The sequence below is a fragment of the Streptomyces hainanensis genome, assembly GCF_004348415.1.
Lineage (GTDB): Bacteria > Actinomycetota > Actinomycetes > Streptomycetales > Streptomycetaceae > Streptomyces > Streptomyces hainanensis.
This window is the reverse complement of sequence record NZ_SMKI01000651.1, coordinates 1-3,275: the sequence shown is the minus strand read 5'-3', so window position 1 is coordinate 3,275 and position 3,275 is coordinate 1. Positions and strand designations below refer to the sequence as shown.

General features: G+C 70.4%; 4 protein-coding genes. 2 read left to right on the top strand and 2 right to left on the bottom strand.

Translation table 11 applies throughout. From position 1 onward, the window contains the following. Positions 1-42 precede the first annotated feature (42 nt). Both E1283_RS34165 and E1283_RS34160 read left to right on the top strand, forming a co-directional pair. Complete coding sequence (locus tag E1283_RS34165) at positions 43-1,224, top strand: sensor histidine kinase (RefSeq protein ID WP_132822053.1); 1,182 nt, start codon at positions 43-45, stop codon at positions 1,222-1,224. Next, the gene (locus E1283_RS34160; RefSeq protein ID WP_132822052.1) at positions 1,221-1,886 is read left to right on the top strand and encodes a response regulator; all 666 of its coding nucleotides are present in this window, start codon (positions 1,221-1,223) and stop codon (positions 1,884-1,886) included. The genes E1283_RS34165 and E1283_RS34160 overlap by 4 nt, the downstream gene beginning before the upstream one ends. Before the next feature lie 40 nt (positions 1,887-1,926). Here the strand turns inward: E1283_RS34160 and E1283_RS34155 are convergent, their stop codons facing one another. Together E1283_RS34155 and E1283_RS40090 are read right to left on the bottom strand one after the other, a co-directional pair. Beyond that, positions 1,927-2,364: an SMI1/KNR4 family protein gene (locus E1283_RS34155; protein WP_132822051.1), complete on the bottom strand. Its 438-nt coding sequence runs from the start codon at positions 2,362-2,364 to the stop codon at positions 1,927-1,929. Positions 2,365-2,444: 80 nt separating this feature from the next. Continuing rightward, positions 2,445-3,164: a DNA/RNA non-specific endonuclease gene (locus E1283_RS40090; protein WP_132822050.1), complete on the bottom strand. Its 720-nt coding sequence runs from the start codon at positions 3,162-3,164 to the stop codon at positions 2,445-2,447. Between the last annotated feature and the right edge of the window lie 111 nt (positions 3,165-3,275).

Below are 3,275 nucleotides of genomic sequence, written 5' to 3'. Positions count from 1 at the left end.
GCCCGCGCCTGAGCCCGCCCCGAGGTGGGAGAATCCACGTCCGTGTCCGCTCTGCCCGCCTTTCCCCGACTCCGTCGCTCGCTGGACTCGCCCTGGTCGGACGTGGGACTCGCCGTCCTGGTCGCCATGGCCCAGACCGCGCCGCTGCTGTTCGCGCACAGCGACAGCGGACGCCCGTGGCACTGGTGGGGCTATGTCGTCACGGTCGGCGCCTCGCTCCCGCTCGTGCTCCGCCGCCGCTCGCCCGTGGTGGCGCTGCTGCTCTGCGGCGTGTTCTCCAGCCTCTACGACCTGGTGGAACTGGTCGCGCCCCAACCGCTGTGGTACGGCGTCCTGATCGCCCTGCACGGGGTGGCCGCCACCGCCTCGCCCCGGGTGCGACTCGCGATCTTCGGGGCGATGTGCGGGGCCGGCCTGCTCACGGTCGGCTCGCCCGAGACCGCGACCCGCGGCATCGTGCTGTACGTCGCCGCTTACGCGCTCGGCCGCGCCTCCGCCGGCGCCCGGGCCCAGGCGAGCATGCTCGCCGAACGCGCCCTGCGCCTGGAGCGTGAGCGCCAGACGCACGAGGAGCACGCGGCCGAACGCGAACGCGCCCGGATCGCGCGGGACATGCACGACGTCCTCGCGCACTCCATCAGCCTCATGATCGTCCAGGCCGAGGCGGGCCCGGTGGTGCTGGACAGCGAACCGGCCCGCGCCGAGGCGGCGTTCGGGGCGATCGCCGGTACCGGGCGCGACGCGCTCGACCAGCTGCGGCGGATGCTGGCCGTGCTCCGGGAGCCGGACGGTGAACGCGGGCCGCAGCCGACCGTCCACGACCTGCCGGCGCTGGCCGGACAGGTGGCGTCGACCGGCCTCGACGTGCGGTTCGACGTCGAGGGCGAGCCTCGTGGCCCGGTCCCGGCCGCCTGCGGGGTGGCCGCCTACCGGATCGTCCAGGAGGCGCTGACCAACGTCGTCAAGCACGCCCGCGCGAGCCGGGCCGAGGTGCGGCTGCGGTGGCGCGACGAGGGCCTGGAGATCCATGTCCACGACGACGGCGGAGCCGTGGGCGGTGCCGGCCTGCCCTCCGGCGGCAACGGTCTGATCGGCATCCGGGAGCGGGCCGCCGCCTGCGGCGGCAACGCCACGGCCGGTCCCCGGGCGGACGGCCGACCCGGGTTCGAGGTGCGGGCGGTACTCCCCCTGCCGGCCCCGGACCTGGTGGCGGTGCGCGCATGACCATCCGTGTCGTCGTCGCCGACGACCAGGAGCTGGTCCGCGCCGGCTTCGCCATGATCCTCACCGCACAGCCGGACATCGAGGTGGTCGCCGAGGCCGGCAACGGCTTCGAGGCGGTCGGCGCCGCCCGCGCGCACCGGCCCGACGTGGTGCTCCTCGACATCCGGATGCCCGGCATGGACGGCCTGGAGGCGGCCCGGATCGTCTGCGCCGAAACCGACTGCCGGGTCATCATGCTGACCACCTACGGCCAGGACGACTACCTCTTCGACGCGCTCCGCGCCGGCGCGAGCGGCTTCCTCCTCAAGGACGTGCGACGCGACGACCTGGTGTACGCGGTCCGGGCCGTGGTGGCGGGCGAGTCGCTGCTCGCCCCCTCCGTCACCCGCGCCCTGATCGCCGCCTTCACCTCGGGCCGCGCCCTACCGCCGCCGCGGACCGAGCTGTTGGACGCGCTCACCGCCCGCGAACGCGAGACCCTGCGGCTGCTCGGCCGCGGCCTGACCAACGCGGAGATCGCCGCGGCGCTGGTGGTGAGCGAGCACACGGTGAAGACGCACGTCAGCAACGTCCTCACCAAGCTCGGCCTCCGCGACCGCGTGCAGGCGGTGATCGCCGCCTACGAGACGGGCCTGGTGACCCCGGGTGGCTTCACGGCCTGACGTGCCGCGCCTACGGGTCGGCCCGGGAGCAGAACGGCGGTCACGCGAAGCTCGGATCGTCACTCGACAACCAGGCCGGCCGGTTCGTCGGCCACCCACGCGGCCACATTCCCTTGACGAGCGGCTCCGCCAGGAAGTCGACCACGCCCCCCTCGAAGACGAGGAAATCCGGACACTGACGGAACGCCACCACGACCGCCCACCCGCCGCCGCTCTCGACGGGGGGCAGCAGGAGGCACATGTCTCCGTTCCAGTCGTGCTGGGCCCACGGCACCACCCGATCCCACACCGCGGCTAGGCGGACGGGAATCTCGTCATGTTCGCCGAACGCCTCATGGAAGATTTCGCGCCCTTCTTTCATGAACTCCAGAAGAGGGTCAGGCCCTGCGGGATGCGGAATGAAGAGGTGGCCCCCGATCACACCGTCGCCATATTTTTCGGCCAACTCCTTGTAGTCGTCGGGCAGCGACGTGCCCAACCATCCCTCGATGGGTCGCCAGTCGGGGGAGCCGGCGTCGCCCGAACTTCTGCCCCCTCCGAGGACCTCGGAGATCCGCACTATGGAGTCGGCCTTCTGTAGGTTTCGCTCAGACATACAGGACTGCTCCCCGACCTCGAAGCCACATTTCGAATATAACAGTCGACATTCATACCCCTGTTTCCACGAGCCTGGATATGAATGAAAGCCGGCACACCTGAGACTCGGATGGGATGGTAGATGGGGGTGACGGCGTAGTGAACTCGCTGGCCCGCGCGAATCTGTGTGGCGACTCTCCCCTCGATGGTACTCATGGCAGGCATGTTCGCCGCCCCATGAAGGGGAACGAGGTTACGCAGATCCGTCCCCGACCCACCAAACTGGCAGCCCGCCAGGTGCCCTCTGGCCCGGGCACCTCGCCCCCTTGGCAACCTCTCGTAGTCGGGAGGGGTCACCTCCGGAACCTGACAGCTCGGATCTTCTCGACGCCACTTCTCGAAGTTCTGGCTCACGCTCGTACCGGTGCCGCCCACCACGTCCTGCGCATCGGTGAAGTAACCGACGATTCCAGTGGCGCGGCAACCATCCGCTCCGGGGCGAAATCTCTCGCGCGGAAGATAGACAATGTTCTCGTTGACGTTTGCCCCATCGGAATCGTCACACCTCTCGGAGTTCTCGGAGTCTCCTCCCGGGTTCCTCGCCTCTTCGGGAGACGAACCGGGAAGCGTGTCGGCACTGACTTCCGGAACGTATGGCGTCTGACCGATGAGATCGAGGGCCGTACCTTCCTGGATGGCCATGTCCCAGCCCTGGCCGAGTGTCCAACGGCCGGCGTCGCGGTTCCAGTTGGCCTCGGCGGCCGGCTGGGCGGGGGCCGGGACGGGGTTCCTGCCGCGGTTGGGGTTCTGGGG